The following is a 23,159-nucleotide window of genomic DNA, read 5'->3' on the forward strand; positions in this document are numbered from 1 at the left end:
GATGAAAAAGAAAAAAATGAGGAATTCGAATACACTTTAAGAAATCGGAAGACTGAGTGAGAAAAGAACCGGGTTTGACGCTGCTCCTGCTGGCCAGATGATGCTCTTCTTTCCGATAGCTGGCCAACCATTAATTCCGGAAGGGGCTTTATACTTTAAAACTAAGTCTCCGGTTTTTATCTTATATGCATAAATCGTTCCATCATAGGTTGCAGTAAAAACGATATCAGAAGCTATGGTAGCCCCTCCGAGATTCATTGATGGATATTCTTTTTTCCATAATTCGGTACCGTTTGATGCATCAAGGGCCACCAGTTCACCAGTTCCCGAAGATAGATCAAATGAACCCGTATCCATCCCGGTTGAAGAATAATTAGAGGCAAAATTGACAACAGGCACAAATAGTATTCCATCTGTATAGGCCATTGGTGTTTCAACTCCTCCAAAAAATCCTGGTAAAACCTGTATGGTTTCTCCTTCCGGTATTGTGCTTAGATCAGCATTTCCATTATGAATGCCAACTGAAGTATTCCAGATTATTGATCCATCTTTTCTATCAAATGAGTATACTTTTCCGAGTTTTCCTGCACCGAACACAACATCACGTGTTTTTGATTCATCAGTACTATCCGGGATGGATGCAAGGATCGGGGAAATCTGAAAATCAAGATCAAAAAGATCATGAGGTTTTACCTGATTATACCAGACAATCTCTCCGCTCTTTCCATCCACAGCCATGATACTATCTGTATAAAGATTTGGTCCAGGCCTGCTCAATCCGGCAGGATAATCAGGTGTTCCCGGGATTGGGGCAGGATTTCCAATACCCCAGTACGTAATACCGGTTCTGGTATCAATACCCGGGGAATACCAGGCCCCTCCTCCACTGTTCACTGATTTATTTCCCCAGAGGTCAGGTGTATCAATCGTGCTGGTATTCCAGATGATGGCTCCGGTTTCTTCATCAAGGGCATACAATTCACCAAATTGACCTCCTGCATAAAAATCATTGGCCGATGTACCCGGGACTGTTGCAACATACACTTTTTTATCAAAGACAATAGGCTGAATATTAATTCCGGTAGAATTTGAAGGAGATAAATGAACGGACCATCGTTCAGTGCCGTCTTTCATATCAAGGGCAGATAGTGAATACACATCGGGAGAAATAAAGACTTTTCCGTATCCTATAGCAGGTCCATTCGGGCCCAATATTGTAGAACTATTATAATTATTAGTCCAAAGTGGAGTGCCTGTTTGCTGGTTAAGAGCAATAATATTTCCTGCCAAATCCTGAAAATAGACAGTATTATTGGTAATTATTGGGGTTGTTGCCGCAGAACCAAAAGCGGAATGACCGGTTATTGGATAAGTCCACGATAGATTGAATTTTCCAACCGACTCTGATGAGATATCTGTCTCCTGTTGGTCTCGTGTATTTGAATAGTCCTTATTAGCGAGAGGCCAGGACTGATTCGTATCCTGTATCTCTGGCGGTGCAAGTGTCAGATCTTCGGAAGATGCCTTTTCTTGGATATTTACTTCGGCGATACAGCAAAATCCTGCTCCAATGAAAGAATACAGGAGAATTATCAAAAAAATATTTCTGAACCAGGAATGCGACATACATGCAGTATAATTTCATAACATTATGAAGATATGCATGAAAAACACATTTTGGAATATGTTAAATAGATCCATATTTATATGCATTCTGGAATAAAGAACAGAATTAAGGATATTTGTTCTGATATTAAATAGTGGGATATAAGATATTCTCATGAGAGAATTGTCAAAAATGTATCCCCTGTTATTTCTTACTAATTATCTGACGTTTATCTACGTCCACACCATAATAATTTGGATTTTCCAGTAGATCGAGTGCATTAATCTTCATATCAATAAGTTCAGCATAATTAAATGATACGAATTCTCGGGCAGCCATACCTCCATAATATAATGCAAGTCCATTTTCCATTCGTTTTACATCAGTTATTTCTTTCATTATTGATTACACTCCACGTTACCTTTTACTTTTTTTTACCTTCTTACGAATTCAACTATCATCCTTTTCTTTGTATATACAAATCTTTTTCCCTTCTTTACTGTGGAAGTTACAAATATTTGAAATATATAATGAAACATTTGTTACAAATATGTAGCACTGAGATTTTAAAGAGCAATTACATGAATACGATGATACCAAACCATTCTCATGATACTCTTCAAAATGAACGATATCCGGTAAATCCATTTGATCTTTCGACAGACCTCTTTTGCACATTCTCTAATCAGATTATTCACATGGTGATCCATCTCGATGGTCAGGTACGATTTGATCTCTTAGAAAAAGCAGTAGAAATGGCATCTTTAGCAGAACCTATTACCAGATGTAGAATTATCAGAGATCAGAATACTCTCTTCTGGCAGGAATGTTCGGATTTTTATGTTCCAGATCACATTCTTCTATTATCTTCCCGGACTCCTTTGAAACTTCTGTTTCAGGCTCTTTCCTATCCGCTTGATCCTTACCTTGGAAAACTATTTCAGATTATTCTGTTAGAGAATTCGGCCAAAACAGGAGACATTGTTGTTATCAATGTTCATCACATCGTAATGGATGCTCGCGGTCTCAAAGATTTTGTTGAACTTATAATAAGGTGTTATAATGATTATCAGTCCGGATTCTTGACTGAAATTCCCATAACTCCAATCCAATCTCATCAATTACCACGTGTTACAACCTTCATTACGGAAAAAAATCCGATAGAAACTCCAAAACCTCCAATTGGCTGGTCTTCCCCAATATCAGTTCCGTTGCAGTCCCTTCATGCAGAGAAGTATCGGTATTCTATAATGATGTTTCATCCAGACCGGACAGAAATTATCCAAAAAACTCGACGAAAATGGGGCATTACCGTGAATGATTTTATGATTGCAGTCCTTGTACGTGCAATAGCCTCTGTACTCAATGAAAAATTAAAGGTAACAATCCCATTATATACTACCATTGATCTCCGGAGATATCTTCAAATCATACCCAGAAGATCTCTGGTTAATGTCTCAACCTCATTTGAAATCAGAATCCCCTTAAACCCTGTGGAATCTATTGAGGATACCGGAAAAAGAATCCATGTCCTGATGAATGAGATAAAATCCAGAAGGTCAGGACTTTATGAGATGGTTGAAAGCGAGATCCTTTTCGATTCTGGATATACAGCTGCCCAGAAGCTTATCAACTCTGTGTGGAACAACATTAAGGAGGGTAAAAGTAAAACTACTATATTCTCAAATACGGGCATCATCAATCGTGAACAGGTGAATCCAGGTGAACTATCAGTCCGCAATGCCTATATTCTTCCAAGTTTTTTTCAACCTCCGGGTTTTTTCTTTCTCCTCTCTACGTTTGAGGATATTATGACATTATCTGCCAGTTACGCAATATCTGCATATGATCCGGATCTGGTAAACAGAATGTTTCATTACATTGACCGTGATATTCCTGGTTTTACCAAGTTTCCAGGAGAATATAAGATTATTGAATAAATGAACAATCTCATGTTTTAAGCGTTCGCATATTTGAAACCAATTGAATTACTCTGAAAGGGTATGAGAGATATTATAATTATTACTCATAGTTTCTAATCACTCACATCCGGCATAATAAATCCAGATTTAGTTGTATAGCATTATGAAATAATAATCCGGACTTAATTTTTACCTATCCTAACATATGTGGTTTTCACATAAATCAATCTGAAATTGAATATTTTGTTCAGACAGTAAGAGGGGATACAACGATACCAAATAGTACATATAATTATTTCTTAGAAAAACTGAATATACATTCAGATTTGACACATACCAGAATATTAATGAATATTTTTTTATTAAAATCGAATTATAATTTTGAAAATGACTTGATGGTTTTCATCAAATTTTAATGATGAAAAATATCGAGCTTTTCATGGTAAAATTGAGGATTAAAGAGAATCATATCATCTTATCACATAGCGGATTCATCTCTGTCCTATTGATGACCGGATTTATGTCGAAAATTTTTGATGATTATATTATCATTGTAATGATAGAGTTTATTTGCAAAATCAACAACTTCATAGATTATATCTCTTTTAATAGCAATAGTTATCTAAATTAAATACCTACATGTTTCTAGATCCGAATAATAATACTCAAAATACCATATCAATGAGACGAAATGTCTGGTGGCTGATTGCCGGGTCACGGGGAGGTGAAAACAGGGCACGTATAATTGAGACCCTTCATGAAAAACCCCTCAATGCACATCAACTCGCCGAAATTTTAAATCTAGACTACAAAACAATTCGTCATCACCTGGATCTTCTCATCACAAACCAGATAGTAATACCTGAAGGATCCGGATATGGCAAAATTTTTTTTCTGACAGAGGTGTTCGATACTGAGTATAATGAGTTTATACAGATTCGTAGCAATCACAACGAACCATACACAAATGACAAAACAGAATCATGTGACGACCAAGAAAATAAAGATGAGAGGTTTTAACGAATGGATAAAAAGGATTTTCTAATACTATTTGTCATTTTCATTATATTACTTGTACCAATTTTGTATCTTATTTGCTCCTTGTTCTTTCCTGATCTGTTGCCGTTGTTACCATTTTATCAGAAATTTGAGCATTTTATCAAAAAAGATCCCTATCTACCTGCAAAAACCTTTTTTACTCTGATAAATATTGGATTATTAATTCCTCTCATTGTTATTTATACAAAATTATACCGTAATATTCCGAACCGGTTTACATTAGGACTTATATTGATAATCGTATCGCTTCTTTTTAATGTAATAACTGCAAGTCCTTTTATGATACATCTTTTGGGATTGGTTTCATTCAGAGATGGGCCCTTTCAGTTTATTCCCACAATATTTACTACAATAGCCTTGATCTTGTTAGTCAGATTAAGTATTGAATAATTATTTGTAGTTTTTTTCTGATCATTCGCGTCAGAAGAAAATATCCTCTTAATTTGGGTGAGATTTGGGTCTAATTGAGAGGTGACTTTGGCATAATGGTTTTTTAATGAAGATATAATGTAGGGAGTGCAATGTGATGTCAATGATGTCACTTTTGCAAAGCATCACTGATTCGAAATACCGGTTTTATAACCGGTATGGGAAGTAGTTTATGAAAGAATTCTTGATTGGGAGTCTCTTCACACTGGTAATCTTCACGACATTGTTGATATCTACCTGTGCTGCAGCTCCTGATGATCAGCAGACCGGTGGAGCACATTATGCTGATCATATGAAAGACACTCTGGCAAATCTTTCTGCAAAGGGCTATGATGTCTCTCAAATTCAGGCTGCTATAGACAAAGGAGATAACCAGGGTGCGTTTAAACTTTTAAACGACCTGTATGATCAACATCCTGAAGCACGACCGCCAATGTCCATGGACCGGATAAAGCAGACAGTTACAAACCTTACTGCTAAAGGGTTTGATGTTTCACAGATTCAGGCAGCAATTGACGGTGGGGATGCTGGTAAAGCAACAACTGCTCTGAATGATTTCTGGAAAGCACATCCTGATGCAAGACCTGCACCAAGGGACCAGGCAAAAACTTCATAGTTCTATATAACAAGAACATCCTTACAATCTTCAGCAAGGTATTCTCAGAAATAGAATACACACCTGCAGTATTATGATACCATAATACTGCATTTATCCAAAGAAATTTTCTTTCCTCTCTTGTGTCCAAAATCTCAGGACATTGGTGTTTCCGATTTTTTGGATAATTTTTTGCTAAAAAATCATCATGCTCAAATACTTCCACATCAGATATCCCCTTATGAATTATCGGTATCTGGTCGGATTCATTTTCATGCTGATTATTGTCATCAGCTGTAATGGAATTTCAGGTGAAAAAACTCAGCCAGAAAAAAATATTTCAACAGTCTCGGATCTTGTTCATTTTGTTGATGAAGCTGTTGTGTACAGTCAACGTGCAGGAAAAGATTCTGCACTCAAGGCTTTTGCAGATCCAAATGGATCATTCACAAGAGGCGACGCATATATCTGGGCGTATGATTTTTCCGGAATAAACCTCGCTCATCCATTTCACCCTGAATACACAGGCAGCAACAAACTTTCGCTTGTCGACCCTGACGGTCTTCATATGATTCAATTGATGCAGGATACTGCATTAAATGGAAGTGGATTTGTATCATATAAATATGAAAATCCTCTGACAGGTAAGACTGAATCCAAACTTGCGTACGTAAAGCGAGTCGATGACTCCTGGTGGCTTGGTTCAGGTATCTATGGAGAAAATCTTTCAATTCCAGATACGATTCCTGAATCTATAGGAACCTCACTAAGCACTACAGTTGATAATGCTGTCAGGTACGCTGAAAAGGTTGGAAAAGAAAAAGCAGTAGATGAATTCAATAATCAAAGCGGATCATTTACCACGAATGATTCGTACATATTTGCTTTTGATCTAAACGGGACAACTCTTGCTCATCCGTTCCACCAGGATAAAATCGGAACAAATGAGTCTACTTTTACTGATGTAAATGGTGTCTCAATTGGTGGGGAAAAACTCACTGTTGCAAAAGAAGGTGGCGGATTCTGGTATTATGTCTTTGATAATCCGGATATCGGAAACCAGCCTGAGTTCAAGGCATCATATATCAAAACAATAAATAATTCCTGGGTCGTTGGAACAGGTAGGTATCTCTCAGATATTCCGGTAAATTTTTCAGATGAAAACCGGGAAAAACTAGTAAATCAAGTTCACGATGCAGTATCATATGTCAATGAACACGGAAAGGATGCTGCAATTAAAGAATTTAATAATCCAAACGGATCATTTTCAAATCCTGATATGTTTATTTTTGCTTTTGATCTGAATGGAACTTTACTAGCCAATCCTTATCTTCCCGGCCTGGTTGGAGAAAACCGTCTCAATGATCAGGATCCATATGGAAAATATCCGGTAAAGCAGTTGATTACTAATGCAGAACATGGAGGCGGATATACCTATTATTTCTTTTCTGACCCAGGATCTGATTATGACATCAGACTCAAACTAGGATATACAGAATTGGCAGGAAAAGATATGATCATTGGATCCGGGATTTTTCCCCGGACATAAATATCCTGTAACAAAAAAATAACAGGCAGGATCTCACAATTGATCCTGCGAGAGCCGGTATGTATACCAGCCAAGACGTGACCCACCTATTTTTTCGTAAAACTGAATTGATGGCTCATTCCATGTCAGCACCATCCAGTCCATTCTTCCACATCCCCTGACCTTTGCTTCATTTCTACAAAAATCAAATAGTTTTTTCCCATATCCATTTCCCCGGTATGACTCAAGAACAAAAATATCTTCAAGAAATAGGGTAGGTTTTGCAAGAAACGTTGAATAGGAAAAGAAGAAAGTTGCAAACCCGATTGGACTGCCTTGATATCTGGCTATATATGCTTCAAGCCGGGGATGAGAATCAAGGAGATCGTGCTTAAGTCTGGATTCTGCATCAACATCTGGTGGAGTAAGATGTTCATACCTTGCTAATTCGCAGAGTAACTTAAAAAAATCAGAAAATGATTCTGATGTTACCTGTTCTATAGAGCACTCACTCATAAGCCTGTCTCCTTGTTATTTTTAGAAAAATGAGAAATCAAATTCAGGTTTCCATCTCCATAACAGGTATTGCCTGTTTCTATTATGAAGTATGGCCTGATTATGGTGTATAGATTAACTGTTGATTCCAAATACCAGGACTTTCGGGGATATTCGTTCAGATATATTTCACTGAAGTCCTTTCATAATTAAAACCCGGGGTTTCTTTTCAGATACTATGAAAGATATATAGATTCAGATAAAGAAATAACGTGCATAGTAGGGATTACTCTCAAAAGGATCTCTTCCAGGCAGGGTTATGACTCGGTTTTCATTCTTATCACCACATGAGCGGGATACACCTTTCAACAAACCTATTGGAGAAATGTGCATAGATCTCGCAGCCATAAAAACCGTTGGTGAACTTGGAGCAAGCATTGCTGATATCGTACTTGCATATTCTCCACGCGATCTGGAACAGATGAGATGGAATTTTTCAGAAAAAATTAAGGATTATTCTCCGGACCTCAAAACGCGTCTCGAAGAAACTATTACCGGCCATCTTCATGGAACATTCCAGAAGATCCGTCTTATGAATCAACAGGGTATTTTCATAACTCTTATTGAACAACTTTCAGATACTTCATCTGATTACTGGATCATGGTCTCATCTCATTGTTCTCAGGATCAAAACAAAGAAAATCAGATCCGGTTTCTCAAATTCTTGTTATCCGGGTTCTGCATGTTTGTTCTAAAAATTCCAGGGCATCCTGTTGGTATGCCTTTTCCAGGTGGAGATAAAGTGGATTTCATAGATGGCACGTATTTTTGTCCGGTCAGAAACAAATCAAACGATGTTGATTCAGCATTATGTCCGTTCTGCCCTGCAGAGCAGACTCCTGAAATAGGGTATCTTAAACCACCAGTGCATGCAAGCGAAAACAGAAAGCAGGAATATATAAAAAATTGTTACGATTATCACCATTTTAATGGATAAGACATATTTTTCCAGAAAAACGTGATAAGATCTATTTCAGGAAATAAAGATTCATATATTTTGTAATCTTTTGCAACTAATCTCTGGTTGTAACATTTCTCATATTTTCGATCTTTTTCTCAACTTGAGAAATATTATAGGCAATTGGTACCAATGGAATATTTGCATACCAGTATGCCAAAAAAACGAATATATATCTGTTCAGTAGAGGCAGCAATGGATGTTATCGGAGGCAAGTGGAAACCACTCATATTGTGGAAAATAAAAGATAATCCACTTCGATTCGGAGAAATTCAAACGAAACTTCCAAATATTTCTCAAAAGATGCTGACTCGTCAGCTCAGGGCTCTTGAAGAAGATAACCTGGTCTCACGTACAGAATTTCCCGGTAAAATCCCTCATGTAGAGTACGCTCTGACAAGGCGGGGTGAAAGTGTCATACCACTCCTCATGTCTCTCAAAGACTGGGCTAGTGAAGAGTTAGCAGACCAGATACGTGAACCATTATAGGTATACTCTTTCTCACTGCCTTCATCATAACCGGCATATACTGACATTTTTGTCCCTGATTCTTATTTACCTCTACAAGATCTTTGTAATCTAAAGGCAGGTACAAAAATGCTGTATCGGAAATTTCCACGATGTCAAGATGAAATTTCAATTCTTGGGTTTGGGTGCATGAGGCTTCCACAGATTCCTGACCAGCAGAACGGAATATGTGTTGACGAAAAAAAGGCCATTGATATGATCCATGCAGCTATTGAAGGAGGGGTCAATTATATCGATACTGCCTATCCGTACCACAATGGAGAAAGTGAGCTGATTGTTGGAAAGGCACTCGAAGGATACCGGGACAGGGTTTTTGTGGCTACCAAACTTCCGAGCTGGCTCATTACAAAACGCGAGGAGATGGACACATATCTGGATGAACAACTCTCCCGACTGAATACGGACTATATCGATTTTTATCTTCTCCACGGACTTGGCGGAGAAACATGGGCTAATCTTACCCGGTTGGGGGTACTAGATTTTCTGGATGAAGCCAGAAAAGACGGCAGAATAAAATATCCGGCATTTTCTTTTCACGATCAGTTTCCAGTTTTTCAGGAGATTGTTGACGCATATGAATGGACATTTGCCCAAATCCAGTACAATTACATGGATGAGCATTATCAGGCAGGAACACAAGGTCTTGAATATGCATCTGAACGCGGCCTCGGGGTAGTTGTTATGGAACCACTCCGGGGCGGTCTTCTTTCAGGAGATATTCCACTAATTCATCAATATTTACTAGATGCTCCGGTCAGGAGAACTCCATCAGAGTGGGGACTTCGGTGGGTATGGAACCATCCGGAAGTAACTGTCGTACTTTCTGGAATGTCAGCAATGGAACAGGTCAAAGAAAATCTTGCCAGTACAGATCAGGGACTTCCTGATTCTCTTTCAGTGGAAGAACTTTCAGTTATAGAAAAAATGCGGGACACTTTTGCCTCCAGGACTAAAATTTCATGTACCGGCTGCCGGTACTGTATGCCATGTCCAAACAACGTAGAGATTCCTGATTGTTTTACCTATTATAATCAGGCGTATACATACGATGCGAAAGAAAAGGCCCAGGGAGTATATCTCTGGGCATTAAATGGTGTATTTTCAGGAGGAATTCCTGGGTATGCTTCATGCTGTATCGAATGCGGAGAATGTGAGGACAAATGTCCACAAAAACTTCCCATCAGGGAATATCTAAAAGAAGTTGCTGAATTCTTTGGAAAATAAATATTATAATTAATTAAAAAACTGTAACTTCAATAAAAAACTGTTTAAAATTTTTCCTTAAACTCGCATTATCCTTCCGTCCTGTACGATACTGAGTGGGACAAGGAGTTCTTTGATATACGATGTCAATACATCAACATCTAACGGCCCGGTAACTCCAGGTATTGCCTGAGTCATCATGGAATATCCGTCACCACCAGAAGCCAGATAATTTATTGTTGCAACAGAGTATTCCTTATCAGGATCCATCACTGAACCATTGAATGAAAGTGACTGAATTTTATTATTAACTGGCTTTGTTTCATTATAGGTATAGGAAAATCCGGAGATCTGAATATTGTGATCTGTTGCAACTGTTCTGTTCCATTGTTCTTCAAGAACAAGCCTGATTTGATCACCGGTCATGTTGACGGCAATAATATTATTGCCAAAAGGAAGGAGTTCATACATCTTTTCTTCTGTAATATTTCCCGGATATATATCGGCCCTGACTGCTCCTTCATTAAGAAGACCAATATCAGTTTTCATAGCATTTCGCATTGAATCAGTAACAAGGTCGTACATATTTGACTCTCCATTCTCATCACGTGCTGTGTTGATGTTCATATCAGTGTATGAAATAACAGTGTTGAGTAGTGGATTTGTAAGATTCAACGTGTCATTGAGCAGAAATGAAGCCTCCTGATTTGGCTGGGTTCCCGGATACTGGTTTGTGTAGGGTATAACAATTGATGCACTTTTCCATTCGATCTCATCGTCTGAAGTATTAACTGAAAAACTAACATTTGCAAACCCTTTGCTGTATGAATACGCCTGGGTAACCAGTACGGATTTATTTTCAGAATTATTCAGATATACATTGGTAAAATTATGAGTATGAGCAGACAGGACAATGTCAACATCTCCATCCAAATGAGATACGATATCTACAACCCTGCCTGTCACATTCACGTTATCTCTTGTCTGACCATCATAGGGATCCTGAGAACCACCTTCATGTAAAAGAACAACAAATGCGTGAATCCCCTGATTTTGAAGAATTTTTACCTGTTCATTGATTGCATCTGCTTCATCTCTGAAGACAAGATCTTTGACATTATCATGAGAAACAATTGAAGGAGTAGAAATTGTAGTAGCACCAATAAATGCAACTGGAACAGAATCCACAATTTTCACAGTATATGGCGTAAGCAATAGGTTTTCAGGATTATATGAGTTCAGGGATGAATTATTATAATAAATATTGGATGAAATGAATTTAGCCTCTGACCCAGGATACGGATCCTGCAAATGGGGAATTGACGTATTTCCATTCCCCCCATTAATCTTTCTTAAAAGTTCTGATACTGAATGATCAAACTCATGATTTCCCACCGTGGCGATAACAGGGCATGAAGTTATCGGATAATATGGCTGATCTTTTGAGATATTTCCTGAAAAAAGGTTATAGAAGATCAAAGATGGTTCATCCAGAAGTAATCCCGATTCAGGTGTTGATGCCCCGGTAAGATCTCCGGGGAGGGCAATGATCGTGTGGTTGGGACCTGCATTGTGGATTATCCCGGTCAGATATGATGCGAGAGATCCAAGCCCGCCGACAGGAGTATTATTTACCTGTTTCCCGGAAGTTATCTGGCCATGAAAATCATTAATGGCAAGAATTGTGATGTTAACAGAACTCTCCGCCTGTAAAGCATGAGACTGATCAGGAGCCGGGGTTTCTGCCAGAGAAAGTTCTGATGCAATCAATAATGACAGAAAAAGAATTTGCATTATTAAACGGCATCCTTTATGTTTGAATAAAAAACTCATATTTGTGTACATTTATTCATTCTCCCAAATATCCATGATATCACTATCATCATCTCTCTCATATATTAAAATGCAGAGAAGTAGAATAATTGAACCATCATTGATACACTATCCTATTCTCAATATGAACTAATGAATTAAGGGAACAGAAAGACTCCTTTTTATCAGAAATTTCTCAATAATCTTTGTGTCCTCTTGTTTTATGTGCAGTAATCCTGTGCCTCAACCGCGACCATTGTATAGTTTCCCCTCAAAATTGTAAAGGTGTTATTCAAAAATCCTCCCCTCTCCCAATCATCATCTGATGATCGATATAAATGGGTGGCACTTACAGTTGCTTCACTAGGAACGCTGGTTGGTATTCTCAATGCCAGTACCCTCATTATTGCCCTTCCAACAATGATGGTTGGTCTGAACACCACATTGGTGAACGTAATGTGGGTTCTCATCAGTTACATGCTTGTTATGACGATTCTTGCCCCAGCATGTGGCCGTCTTGCAGATATGTACGGGAGAAAAAAGATCTATGTCTACGGTCTTGTGATCTTTACATGTGCTTCACTCCTCTGCGGTATTGCCGCCGATGTGTATCAATTAATTGGATTTCGTGTCATCCAGGCAATAGGCGGAGCAATAATAGTTGCAAATGGAACAATCATCGTTGTAGATGCATTTCCAAAACATGAACTCGGTCGTGCCATGGGAATTCTCTCAATGATTATGGCAGGAACATTCGCAATTGGTCCGGTGATCGGAGGTTTTCTGACACTGATTGACTGGCGCCTGAACTTCTTTCTCAATATTCCAATAGGCCTTTTTGCCAGTTATTATGCAATAAAAAATCTGAAAGAAGTAAGGGAATTCTCAGGCCTCGAATCATTTGATATCAAAGGTATGATCCTGTTTGCAATTGCATTTCTCACCCTGACGGTTTATGGTAGTGCTGCAATCATGATTGGACTCTTTGATCCTCTCATGCTGGCATTGTTACTTATTGGACTGGTTTCTCTCTGGGGATTTATAAGACAGGAACTTACCTTTCCCTATCCAATGGTAGATCTGTCCCTTTTTAAGAGCAGGATCTTTTTATTTGGTCAGTCAAGTGCATTCATCAATGCCATCGCACGAGGGGCTGTGATGATGCTTCTTATTTTGTTTTTCCAGGGTCTCCAGGGATATGATCCATTGGTTGCAAGTATTCTTGTTGTGCCTATGGCAATTGGAATTGTTGTGGCAGGGCCGATTGGTGGATCCCTTTCAGACAGATATGGCTCACGTCTGATTACCACAATTGGTCTTGCAGTTTCACTTATCGGACTTATTGGTTTAGCAATGATGCAGTATGATACTGCATATTATTCAATTGCTGTCTGGCTCTTTATCAATGGATTTGGATCTGGTCTATTCCAGCCACCAAACACAAGTGCGATTATGACTTCAGTTCCACTGGAACGCCGGGGAGCAGCTTCTGCTATGCGGGCATTTTTCCAGAATACTGGTATGGTCATTTCCATGACCATAGCGATGCCTCTGCTGATTAGTACTGTTCCTCTTGATGAAATGATGAACATGTTTGTCTTTGGAGGAGTTCATCAGCCAATTGCTATCCAGGTTGCCTTTACTCACGGCATTACTCTTGCTTTCTGGATTTCATCAGTAATTACAATATTTGCAATAATTGTCTCGGCATTGCGGGGAACAGGAGATACTGTCAAGGGAATACAGGCATAATATTAATCTTTCTTTTTCTCTAATAAAAAACCAAAGGAATCTTTATCCCGGACAGTAACAAACGCTCATTGTGAACCCACTAACGTTGCTTATTTCATTTTCTCCGTGGATCGTATTTGGTGTTCTTGCTGGACATTCATTAGTTCAGCTTGAAATCTGTCTGGTCATCTGTCTTCTTCTTTCTGTTGTATTAAACTGGACTGACCTGAAGAATAAACTGATTGTTCCCTGGGCAACTCTGCTTTATTTCATCATAGTTTGTCTGCTGGTTATACCGCTTCATGTGTATGAAATAATTCCATTTATCGGTCTGGCATCCAATGTTGTTCTGACATTAATTGCATTTGGATCAATTGCAGTCGGTAAATCATTTACTATTCAGTATGCAAGAAAGGAAGTTCCACAAGAGAGATGGAATGACATACATTTTATCAGGATAAACCAGGTAATAACTGGATTTTGGGGGCTTCTATTTTTGCTCGGAACCATAAAAAGTATTATTGAATTATATATTCCCGATTATTTCGGGGTATTTGGTGATGCTTTCTTATGGATCTCCATGATTGTGGGAATTGTTTTCACGGTCAAATATCCGCCATATGCGAAAAAGAAAATTGCACAGAAAAATTCATCATAATTTTTAATTATGCAGATCTAAATTCCGATTTTTTTTATTTTTTATGATAAATCCCTTATGTATGATTCATGCACTGTTTTGTCATCTGATTATTCAAATCTGGAATAAAAGGCATTTCAGTGCATAAAATTTCCGGTTTTTCTTCTCCCATCTCTGAAGAATATCTTACCTTTGTGCCATCTTTGAAATGAATAGTCAACCATATACACAAACATCGCTTCCCAAAACTGCTTCACTCAATCTCAAGCAGATAATAGCCTTATATATCGGATCTGTTTTAGGCTCCGGCATACTTTTACTACCCGGACTTACTGCAGAATTAGCAGGCCCGGCTTCACTCCTTGCCTGGCTTATTATGAGTCTTCTGGCAATACCAATGGCTTTGACCATGGGATTTCTTTCAATCAAATTACCGAATGCCGGAGGAGTATCATATTTTGTTTCACGTGCTTATAATCCTGCAATCGGATCGCTTGTAGGATATTATTTTTTACTATCAGCGATTATGGCTGTTCCGGTCATAGCCCTGACAGGTGCGGGATATACGTGTAATGCCTTTGGACTTGGAGATACTGCCAGAATCCCGGTCACGATCTGTATTCTTACCATCGGGTTAATATCAAATTACCTTGGGATGAAATTAACCGGACAGATTCAACTTGCAGTTGTTGTGGCAACCATTGGAATCCTTGTCGGTGCCGTTCTGGGAAGTATTCACTCTATTAATCTTACAAATCTAACTCCCTTTCTTCCACACGGATGGATGAGCGTGGGCCACTCAGCTACTCTGATTTTCTGGTGTTTTTTAGGATGGGAAGCGATATCCCATGTTACAGAAGAGTTTGAAAATCCCAGGCGGGATGTACTGAAAGGAACAATAATCGCATCAGTATTGATTAGTATCCTGTATCTGGCGACGGTGGCTGCAGTTATTGGAACACATAGTTATGGTCCGGGCATCTCTGAAGTTTCCCTGATTCATCTGATAGGAATTGCAGCCGGACAGTATGGGATGTATATTGCTGGATTTATTACCCTGTTTATCACCATTGCTCCATCAATTGCTTATATCGGGGCTGCTTCGCGTCTTGCATATACACTTTCACAATCCGGTAGTGCACCCCGGGCATTATCACGTATTTCTCCCAGATTTTTAACTCCGGTAGGCGGATTATATCTTTTAATAGCATGCTTTGCATGTATTCTTCTGGTATACAGCACAGGTATTGTCTCACTTGCAACACTCATTCAGATTCCAAATGCAACCTTTATTCTGACCTATCTTGGTGGTTCAGCTGCTGGATTAATTCTATTAAAAGATAATCGGCTCGGTTTGATAGTGAGCGGGATATCTTTTCTACTGACAGGTGTCATTCTGCTTTTTGTCGGATGGGCAATTATCTGGCCTGTTCTTGTTACTGTCCTCTGGTGGATATACCGGAAAATCACTATACTTGATCTGCAGAATTTTTACAAGAATCGGATATGAAATATTCAAAAATTATCAGACAGGATTTCCAATCAGATGTCTGGCTTTATGAAATATTGGTATATCCCAGGGAGCCTTATGACTTCAATGAGAGTGCCCTTATTTTTACGGGTGGAGATCCTGTAATCAGGACATTTGATGGTAATGAATTAGTTCTTACTGTGTCAGTTCAGGATATTCCGGTTCATCTTAAGATTCGATCATCAGGTAGTGTATCATCTCCCTCTCTCTCTCTTACCATTACCAGCATAAGCAGTATATCCTCAGAAGTTTTATCCCAAATTGAGGATCTGATAAAAAATATTCTTAGTCTTGATGATAATTTAACGCTCATGTATGACGAATTTAAAGAAGATAGAGAACTTATGACTCTTTTCAATAATTGTTATGGATTAAAAAGTCCCAAAACGCCAACTGTTTTTGAAGCTCTTGTTGATTCAATAATAGAACAGCAGATCTCTTTATCTGTAGCATATCAACTTGAGCACCGTCTGATAAAAGAGACCGGATCATCCCTGACTCTTGATAACGAAATATATTACTGCTATCCGACTCGGCAACAACTTGCCAATACATCTATTGAAGTTTTTCGAAAATGTGGATTAACACAAAGAAAGAGTGAATACATCAGGGATGTGTCAAATCTGATTGCTTCTGGAAAACTTGATCTTGAATCTATGCAGGATATCCCAGAAACAGAAAAAATAATAGAGAAACTCTGTTCAATCCGGGGTATAGGCAGATGGACTGCAGAACTTACAATGATTCGTGGATTTCACCGACCGGATGCTTTCCCGGCAGCAGATATAGCTCTTCGAAGAATGATTGGAAACCGTTTTTTTAATGGAAAAAAGATCTCAGAACAAGAGGCAAGAACCTTTGCAGAAAACTGGGGCTCATGGAAAGGGTTGATCTCCTTTTATCTGGAAGTCTCTGAAAAGAAAGAAAATCTCAAAAAAAGGTCAAATATTACTCAGTAATATAAATAAAAAAATTTGAGACTTTTTGACTTTTTAGTCCTGTATTCTGTTAAAAAGTGAATCGAAAATATTTTCGGTCTTAGGATAGTCTGATGACTCATTAAAAAAATTTGTTCCGGGTTTTATCTGTGACATATCTGAAGAATAAATAATTTGGTCAGGTCCCAGATTCTGCTCAGGGTAAATTGTGATGGTCCGAGCTGAAACATGAGATATTGTTCCATTACGGGATTGTATTGTATATAATGTACCGGCAGAATAATCCTTGCCTGTCGGTCCATTCACCCCATTCTGAAAGTCAGTTATCTCCTGTATCACTGGAAACGAATCGTTCGTATTATTTTTAATAAAATGGGCACTTTTATGTCCGGCCATGATAATTGTCGGACCCTGAACAATTTTTTCTCCGATGTCTTTTCCTAATTGTGATAAAATGCCATCTTTATCCATATAATAATGAGTTGCAATGATGGTCATCGAATGAGGAGACTTATTCAAAGCATTCTTGATATTCATGAAATCATTTGATGGAATGCTTTTTTTGACATATGGAATTGTTACGAGATTGAAATCATTTATAGAAGTGATAGAGTACCGATCGGTATTTCCAGTATATGTTGAATAATATCGGTCATCTTTTCCATAATTTGTATCATGATTGCCAGCAGTGACATATATGGGAATTGATGTTTTATTAATCGCATTCGCGTATGCTTCCCATTCCTTTTTGCTATCGTATGTATTTACCAGATCTCCGGTGATAATAATCGCTGAAATGTTGTATTTTTCTTTGTTTGATTCTAGATATTGAAATGTATAATTATATGTTCCCGGATATTTGGTTGCGAGGTTTTGTGTATCTGAAAGGTGAACTATCGAATAGGTATGAGTACCTTCTGATTCATTCAAAATATCAAACCCGTGCTGCTCATCTGCATAGACCTGAAATTGCATAAAGGCAATAATCAGGAAAACAAAAACCCCGATTGTTCTCATAATAAAAATCTCTGTGACATTTCGGTAAATTATTCAGATAAATAAGATAAATGACCTTCTCTAAGTACACATTAGAGGATAGTAAAAGAAGAATTTTCTTGTATCAGCAAAATGAAAAATGAGATTGCAATGTAAAAGACAGATATCAGGAAACCTGAATGTGAAATGAATTATGCCTTTTTTCGGTACACATTCAGCCCAATTTTGATGTCATCATTATCAGGTATGGAAATATTTCCTTCTGATGAACCTATAACAATTGATTTCCCTGATTTTGATTCGCCAAATTCTTTTGAAAGATCAACAGTTATCGTGAGGACTGACCCCTCAACCTTCATCTCCATATTTTTCATATAAGTAGTGTTTACCCGGTAAAGAATATCTTTTTCGATTATTCAGAGCCTGATTGGAAAAAATGTTCTCTGAAATATACCACCGCCGAAGGAATTTAAACAATTATTAAACCTATTCCCTATATATTCAACTCTTATCAGAAATCAACCCGGGATGCATTATACCAATATGCGAAAGATAACATTTAAATAAATTCAATATTTTACACAACATCATAGCCACGAAGCATATAACATTTCAGACTGACAACTACTGATGTCATTATCGTATGCTTTTATTGGTCTTTTAGTTATTTTTTTTATTATATTTCCCGTTTCTGCTGATCTCAAAGTTCATTTTCTTGACGTAAATGAAGGTGATGCAGTATTATTGCAGGCTGATGGAAAAAATATGTTAATTGATGCCGGAACAGCTAATTCCGGAAATCTCACAAAATACTATCTTCATTCACTTGGAATAACAACTCTGGATCAGGTACTTCTGACCAGTCCGGAAGAAGGAAAATCAGGTGCTTTAACAAATATTCTCAATACTACCCCGACCAGGGAATACTTTGATGGAGGATGGAATGTATCTGATGGTTCATACCGGGATGTCCTCACAATGATAGATGAAGAAAATATTTCACATACAACAGTCAGAAAAGGAAATGAAGTACCATTTGCCGAAGGAGTGAATATCTCTATCATCAGTTCTGAACCTGATGGCAACACCGGGGCAGAGACCCTGATCCCCCTGATTACGTACGGTAATATCCGGTTCCTTCTCATGGGTAAAGAACAGACAGTTCCTGGTAATGTAAGTGCCCAGATTTTGAGAGTAGCTGATCATGGATCAAGGCAGGGAACAGATCCTGGGTTTGTTATGAACGTCCATCCAGATATTGCCATAGTCAGTAGTGGTGACGGAAATCCTGATGGAAATCCAAACCAGAATACTCTCAACATTCTTCAGACAGTAGGAGCGAAGTTCATGAGAACAGACATAGATGGAACCATCACAATCAGTACTGATGGAACTATTTATTCAGTTGGAAATCTCAGAATGGAGCCTGAGATTACCCTCTCGCTTGTAAGTGTAGTTGAAACCAGAGCGCCGGTATAACAAATGCATTTTTTCTAGAAAATATTTCCGGAAAAATTACATTTCTACTCTTGTTACAACACCATGAACCTTGTGGGGAGGAAGACGGTAATATTGTACAAATGATGGACAAAGACGTTTGATAATGTAAAAGATCTGCCAGATAATATTCCGGGTCACGATCTCTTCCATTCCATAAAAGATCGTTTTTTCCTCAATACCGGCTTTTCGAATAATAAACATCAGGTCTATGACCTGCATGTATCCATACCTGATTGAGAGGGTCGCAAGACCTGGTGCAATCTCTTTACTCACACTATATTCGAGCCCATATGGTTTTTCAGTGATATCTATTGATACAAGAACATTGTTATGATAAATAATCTCATTGTTGAACATGGTCCGGGATATGTAGGTGGGAACATTCTCTATTGATCGTGCAAAGAAGATGGCAGTTCCTTTCAGATGTCTTCCACTAAAGTATGCACGGGTATACCTTCGTAAAAACTGATCCTGAGTCATCGGATGCATTGCCTGGTATAATTTACGTTGCCCGTGAGTGTAGATTAAAATAAGAGAGAACGGAATTGAAGCAATAATCAATGATAGATATCCACCGTGAGTTACTTTGCTGAATGTTGACATGAAATACGTTACATCAAGAGTTGTAACCAGTACAGCAACCATTGCGTGAAGGTACTGCCTCCTTGCAAGGAATATAGAGATCATAAAAGTCCCGGTAATTGACATCGTCCCGGTTACTGCCAGACCATAGGCATTTGCAAGTCTGTCAGAGTACTGAAACATTAAAAGCACAAGAATCACCGCGATGCATAAGAGCCAGTTCACGGTATTGATGTAGATTTGAGTTCTGAGTTCGTCTGATGTGTAATCAATATGGAGCATCGGAAGAAGATGGGTTGTGATAGCCTGATAGATAATTGAGAAAATACCACTGATAACGGCCTGTGAAGCTATCACTGTTGCTGCTATCATAAGGATCAAAAAGGGAATATACAATATTTCAACTTCAGTGAAAACCATTTGAAAGAGAGGATTCGCAACATTAGCATGTCTCAGGAGAAATGCTGCCTGACCAAGGTAAGATGCAAGAACAGATATGAAAACGAGGGCCCAGGCATATTGTATCGGCTCTCTGCCAAGGTGGCCCATGTCAGCAAAAAGTGCTTCAGCACCTGTTGCACAAAGAACTATAAGAGACATGGCAAAAAAACCGTGAACACCGTTATGCAGGAAAAATTTAGCTGCATAAACAGGATTAATAGCCGTTATGATCTCAGGACTTAATATTATTGAGAAGAGGCCAGTAAGAAAAAGGGATATAAACCAGATTATCATAATTGGGCCAAACGTTTTTGAAACTCCCTCCGTTCCTCTTCTCTGGAAAAAAAAGAGCCAGCATGCAATAAATATCGCCAGAAGAATAAGCCACTCCTGAGCGATACTCTCCATTCCCGGGATCTGCCTGATTCCTTCAACTGCTGACAAAATACTGATGGCAGGAGTTATTACACATTCTCCTATCATGAGTGAGATACCAAGAATGGCAAGAAGAGTGAAAATTGAAGCCCCTCGTGGATGTTTGATGAGTGGGAGCAGAATTCCTTTCAGAACAAGAGTTCCTCCTTCTCCGGTCTGAGAAAGTTTCATAGCAAGAATAGTATATTGCACAGTAACCATTACTGTCAGAGTCCAGAAAATGAGCGAGATAGTGCCCATAATATTGGCACGGGTTGGTTCTATAAAAAGGAAGAGAACAGCAAGTGTATAGATGGGACTTGTACCGATATCACCAAAAACAAGTCCTGTAGCTTTTTTGATAGACGCTGCCGAGGGGAGAGGCTCCATAAATCTGTATACTCAGTCAGAAGCATACAGATATGATTCTTATCGCTCTCTGTGAGAAAAATGGAAATATGCCAGTTATAGAAAACCTATAAAGCGACTGATTTGATCCGGTGTTCCGAATGAATATACTGCATCACCAGGGACGATCTCATGGTCAGTGTTTCCTGGAAATATCAGGTCCCCTGAATGATCTATTGCAATTACAGAGGAACCGGTAACTGTTTTTATTGCTTTGGTGCAAGTAATTTCAGTACTTTTTATATCATAATATCTTACCACCAGAAGGTTTTCCCCTCGCATATTCATCAGTACCTGGGATGAGTCGTAGAGAATAAGTCTACCCAGAGCCTGGGCTATAATTGTTGGGACATTAATGACATAATCAGCTCCTGCCTGGTACATCCAGGAGACAGACTCAGGATCATTTGCCCGACAGAAAATTGTCAGATCCGGATTCAACTCCCGTGCCATAAGAGTGGTAAAAAGATTGATATCATCGTCATTGGTGACTACCAGAAGAAAGTGTGCATCATTAACTCCGGCTTCTATCAGAACTTCTTCTTTTTCGGCACTCCCAAGAATGGTCGGATTTGATGATATATTTGAATCAATTGTCCGGGTTACAATACCCAGTTTTGTCAGATCACGATTTATCATCATCCCCATATCTCCATATCCTGCGATGATAGCAGTGAGTTGTTTTTTATGAGGAGTAATGAATTGATTCATAACCATTTTAAAAAGATTTGCATTATTTCCAAGGAGGATGAGGACAGATGATTCTTTGAGGACGAATGAATCTGGTGGGAATAATATAATCTGTCCTTTATCCATAATAGCAAACGGAGTGAATTGAAATTTTTCCGGTAGATGAAGGTCGCCAAGGGTTCTACCTATCGCACAACTTTTACGAATAATGGGAATGCGGACAATCTGACAAGATCCCAAAACAGTGGAAGTCTTAGTAAGGACATCTTTCATCAGTTCACTATTTTCCAGGATAGCAGGGTCCACATTGAGTAATGCATGCAGAGCAGTTATGGCACCGAGAATATCCTTAGTCGAAATGACCTGATCAGCACCACATATTTTCAGGTATTTTTCAAGTGAATTGTCGGTAATAACTGCAATGATCTCTGTTGATGAGATCTTTTTAATTCCAAGTGTGACCCGTGCACTTATCCGCTCTTCTAGAAAGAGGATGATGTATCCGGCCTGAGTGACACCGGCTGCCTTCCATGTCTTCTCTTCATGGTAATCTCCCCAGATAACCTGAATATCAGGAGCCATCTTCGTTGCAAGTTGCAATGCCCGATCCTGATCAGCTTCTATAAGTACTACGGTTGTTCCGATGACTTTCAGGTTATCAATAACCTCCTGAATAACGCGAGAATACCCAAATATTACTACGTGTTCTCTAGGAATGAATGAGAGTTTTTGTGGCGGAGTTGGTCTTATTCGCGATTGTATCATCGGTGTAATAAGAATATTGATGATCCCGAAGAATGCAACAATCCCGGAGGACATAATAATGATGGCAACAAATGCCATCTGGTCTGTTTTAAATGGAACAAACTCTCCGTACCCAACGGTAGTAATTGTCTCCATGACAAAGAGGAGAGATTTCATCAGGGAGACTTCTTTTCCCTCATATATTGGATAATAGAACCAGAAAATCAAAACGTACGATAAGATTACCAGAAAAAAGGCTAACAGGTAGAGGAGTAATTGCAGGTGATATGAATGAATAATCCGGGTTTTTGTTCGGATGATAAATTTTTTAAGGAAATTCATAATATCTAAA

The 23,159-nt window shown here is 38.5% G+C and carries 20 protein-coding genes; 12 read left to right on the plus strand and 8 right to left on the minus strand.

The features are described 5' to 3' along the window. Positions 1 to 36 precede the first annotated feature (36 nt). Together DK846_RS03695 and DK846_RS03700 are read right to left on the minus strand one after the other, a co-directional pair. Positions 37 to 1,626 (minus strand): outer membrane protein assembly factor BamB family protein, encoded by a 1,590-nt coding sequence (locus tag DK846_RS03695; RefSeq protein ID WP_109967539.1) that lies wholly within the window; start codon positions 1,624 to 1,626, stop codon positions 37 to 39. 184 nt (positions 1,627 to 1,810) lie between these two features. After that, the gene (locus DK846_RS03700; RefSeq protein WP_109967540.1) at positions 1,811 to 2,005 is read right to left on the minus strand and encodes a hypothetical protein; all 195 of its coding nucleotides are present in this window, start codon (positions 2,003 to 2,005) and stop codon (positions 1,811 to 1,813) included. Positions 2,006 to 2,187: 182 nt separating this feature from the next. On the opposite strand from DK846_RS03700, the gene DK846_RS03705 reads away from it, so the two are divergent. From DK846_RS03705 to DK846_RS03730, 4 genes are all read left to right on the plus strand, one after another. After that, positions 2,188 to 3,546 (plus strand): hypothetical protein, encoded by a 1,359-nt coding sequence (locus DK846_RS03705; RefSeq protein WP_181391600.1) that lies wholly within the window; start codon positions 2,188 to 2,190, stop codon positions 3,544 to 3,546. Positions 3,547 to 4,167: 621 nt separating this feature from the next. Continuing rightward, entirely contained in the window at positions 4,168 to 4,548 is a 381-nt protein-coding gene (locus tag DK846_RS03715) for a winged helix-turn-helix domain-containing protein (RefSeq protein WP_245926453.1), read from the plus strand. A 640-nt stretch (positions 4,549 to 5,188) separates the two neighbouring features. Then, positions 5,189 to 5,632, plus strand: a complete 444-nt coding sequence (locus DK846_RS03725) for a hypothetical protein (protein WP_109967545.1) — start codon at positions 5,189 to 5,191, stop codon at positions 5,630 to 5,632. A gap of 220 nt (positions 5,633 to 5,852) precedes the next feature. Next, positions 5,853 to 7,160: a cache domain-containing protein gene (locus DK846_RS03730; protein ID WP_181391601.1), complete on the plus strand. Its 1,308-nt coding sequence runs from the start codon at positions 5,853 to 5,855 to the stop codon at positions 7,158 to 7,160. 33 nt (positions 7,161 to 7,193) lie between these two features. On the opposite strand, the gene DK846_RS03735 is transcribed toward DK846_RS03730, so the two are convergent. Continuing rightward, positions 7,194 to 7,655 (minus strand): GNAT family N-acetyltransferase, encoded by a 462-nt coding sequence (locus tag DK846_RS03735; RefSeq protein ID WP_109967547.1) that lies wholly within the window; start codon positions 7,653 to 7,655, stop codon positions 7,194 to 7,196. Positions 7,656 to 7,953: 298 nt separating this feature from the next. Between DK846_RS03735 and DK846_RS03740 the strand changes: the two genes are divergently transcribed. The 3 genes from DK846_RS03740 to DK846_RS03750 all read left to right on the plus strand — a co-directional run bounded on the left by DK846_RS03740 (position 7,954) and on the right by DK846_RS03750 (position 10,404). Beyond that, positions 7,954 to 8,631, plus strand: coding sequence for a DUF2115 domain-containing protein (locus DK846_RS03740; protein ID WP_245926454.1), 678 nt, complete (start codon positions 7,954 to 7,956; stop codon positions 8,629 to 8,631). Positions 8,632 to 8,805: 174 nt separating this feature from the next. Continuing rightward, the gene (locus DK846_RS03745; RefSeq protein WP_109967807.1) at positions 8,806 to 9,141 is read left to right on the plus strand and encodes a winged helix-turn-helix transcriptional regulator; all 336 of its coding nucleotides are present in this window, start codon (positions 8,806 to 8,808) and stop codon (positions 9,139 to 9,141) included. Positions 9,142 to 9,249: 108 nt separating this feature from the next. After that, positions 9,250 to 10,404, plus strand: coding sequence for an aldo/keto reductase (locus tag DK846_RS03750; protein ID WP_109967548.1), 1,155 nt, complete (start codon positions 9,250 to 9,252; stop codon positions 10,402 to 10,404). A 57-nt stretch (positions 10,405 to 10,461) separates the two neighbouring features. Here DK846_RS03750 and DK846_RS03755 read toward each other — a convergent pair whose 3' ends face one another. Next, a complete protein-coding gene (locus DK846_RS03755; RefSeq protein ID WP_181391602.1) occupies positions 10,462 to 12,177 on the minus strand; it encodes a bifunctional metallophosphatase/5'-nucleotidase in 1,716 nt (571 codons plus the stop codon). 360 nt (positions 12,178 to 12,537) lie between these two features. On the opposite strand from DK846_RS03755, the gene DK846_RS03760 reads away from it, so the two are divergent. From DK846_RS03760 to DK846_RS03775, 4 genes are all read left to right on the plus strand, one after another. Then, positions 12,538 to 13,947, plus strand: coding sequence for an MFS transporter (locus tag DK846_RS03760; protein WP_181391603.1), 1,410 nt, complete (start codon positions 12,538 to 12,540; stop codon positions 13,945 to 13,947). A 70-nt stretch (positions 13,948 to 14,017) separates the two neighbouring features. Further along, positions 14,018 to 14,584, plus strand: coding sequence for a hypothetical protein (locus DK846_RS03765; RefSeq protein WP_109967551.1), 567 nt, complete (start codon positions 14,018 to 14,020; stop codon positions 14,582 to 14,584). A gap of 187 nt (positions 14,585 to 14,771) precedes the next feature. Further along, on the plus strand, positions 14,772 to 16,073 hold the full coding sequence (locus DK846_RS03770) for an APC family permease (RefSeq protein ID WP_109967552.1): 1,302 nt from the start codon (positions 14,772 to 14,774) through the stop codon (positions 16,071 to 16,073). Further along, positions 16,070 to 17,053 carry a DNA-3-methyladenine glycosylase family protein gene (locus DK846_RS03775; protein WP_109967553.1) on the plus strand — a complete coding sequence of 328 codons (984 nt, stop codon included), beginning with the start codon at positions 16,070 to 16,072 and terminating at the stop codon, positions 17,051 to 17,053. Before DK846_RS03770 ends, DK846_RS03775 begins: the two co-directional genes overlap by 4 nt. 33 nt (positions 17,054 to 17,086) lie before the next feature. Here the strand turns inward: DK846_RS03775 and DK846_RS03780 are convergent, their stop codons facing one another. Both DK846_RS03780 and DK846_RS03785 read right to left on the minus strand, forming a co-directional pair. Next, entirely contained in the window at positions 17,087 to 18,049 is a 963-nt protein-coding gene (locus tag DK846_RS03780; protein WP_109967554.1) for a metallophosphoesterase, read from the minus strand. 170 nt (positions 18,050 to 18,219) lie between these two features. Further along, positions 18,220 to 18,402 (minus strand): hypothetical protein, encoded by a 183-nt coding sequence (locus tag DK846_RS03785; RefSeq protein WP_109967555.1) that lies wholly within the window; start codon positions 18,400 to 18,402, stop codon positions 18,220 to 18,222. A gap of 256 nt (positions 18,403 to 18,658) precedes the next feature. On the opposite strand from DK846_RS03785, the gene DK846_RS03790 reads away from it, so the two are divergent. Further along, positions 18,659 to 19,507 carry a ComEC/Rec2 family competence protein gene (locus DK846_RS03790; protein WP_109967556.1) on the plus strand — a complete coding sequence of 283 codons (849 nt, stop codon included), beginning with the start codon at positions 18,659 to 18,661 and terminating at the stop codon, positions 19,505 to 19,507. Positions 19,508 to 19,543: 36 nt separating this feature from the next. Here DK846_RS03790 and DK846_RS03795 read toward each other — a convergent pair whose 3' ends face one another. Together DK846_RS03795 and DK846_RS03800 are read right to left on the minus strand one after the other, a co-directional pair. After that, positions 19,544 to 21,355 (minus strand): KUP/HAK/KT family potassium transporter, encoded by a 1,812-nt coding sequence (locus DK846_RS03795; protein ID WP_109967557.1) that lies wholly within the window; start codon positions 21,353 to 21,355, stop codon positions 19,544 to 19,546. Between the two features lie 75 nt (positions 21,356 to 21,430). Next, positions 21,431 to 23,149: a potassium channel family protein gene (locus DK846_RS03800; RefSeq protein WP_109967558.1), complete on the minus strand. Its 1,719-nt coding sequence runs from the start codon at positions 23,147 to 23,149 to the stop codon at positions 21,431 to 21,433. Positions 23,150 to 23,159: the final 10 nt, after the last annotated feature.

The sequence above is a fragment of the Methanospirillum lacunae genome, assembly GCF_003173355.1.
Lineage (GTDB): Archaea > Halobacteriota > Methanomicrobia > Methanomicrobiales > Methanospirillaceae > Methanospirillum > Methanospirillum lacunae.